Source organism: Roseospira navarrensis, from assembly GCF_009601025.1.
Classification (GTDB): Bacteria; Pseudomonadota; Alphaproteobacteria; order Rhodospirillales; family Rhodospirillaceae; genus Rhodospira; species Rhodospira navarrensis.
In genome coordinates, this window is sequence record NZ_WIVE01000163.1 from 1 (window position 1) to 873 (window position 873).

Below are 873 nucleotides of genomic sequence, written 5' to 3' on the forward strand. Positions count from 1 at the left end.
GCCGTCTCTGCCTTCAGAGTACGGTGCATGCGCTCATGGCGCCCGTTCTGCTGCGGGCATCCAGGCTCGATCCACTCCACCTTGATGCCCAGCTTGATCAACTCCACCGATAGCCGGCCCAACCCCGCAACGCCCCTGGGCGCCGCGAACGGCGTCCCATTGTCAGTGCGAAACACCTCCGGCAAGCCGTGTTCCCGGAACAGCCGATCCAGCACCGGACGCACCCCCGCTCCCGTCGGCGCCACGATCTCACAAGCCAGGAGATAACGACTGTGATTGTCCGTCACGGTCAAAGGATCGCACCGCGTGTTGTCCTGCGTTCGGAACCAACCCTTGAAGTCCGCGCACCAAACCCGGTTCGGTTCGTCCGAGGGCGTCAGGGGCGACTCCCCGACCGGGGCACGGGACCGCCGTCGCCTGCGCGGCTCACTCAGGCCTTCCCGCCGGAACAGATCACCGACCGTGCTTGCCGCCGGCCAAGTGATCGACGGATCCCTGGCCCTCAGATAGCCAAGAACCTTGCGAGGTCCCCAGAAGGGATGGGCCCGGCGGACCTCGGTCAGGCGCGCGGCGATCTCATCCTCAATGGACCAGCCGGGATGCAGTGGTGCCCGGCTGCGGTCTTCAAGGCCCGAAGGCCCCTCCGATCGATACCGCGACAGCCACTTGTAGCCCGTCTTCCGGCTGATGCCGTAAAGAGCGCACAGCTCTGTCATCGTCTCCTCACCGGCAAGGCAAGCCGCAACAAACTGAACCCGCAAATCCATGGCACTGGTCTCTGCAAACGGCATGGCGAGAGCCCTCCTCGCCAGCCAGTGGACCTGTTACCCATGTTGCCGGTCTATTCTGTTACCTAGGTAGCCGGTCTGTACC

General features: G+C 64.5%; 1 protein-coding gene. It reads right to left on the reverse strand.

What is annotated here, in order from left to right:
• Positions 1–791 (reverse strand): helix-turn-helix domain-containing protein (locus GHC57_RS19110; protein WP_153347251.1); only part of this gene is annotated, 791 nt, incomplete at its 3' end.
• Between the last annotated feature and the right edge of the window lie 82 nt (positions 792–873).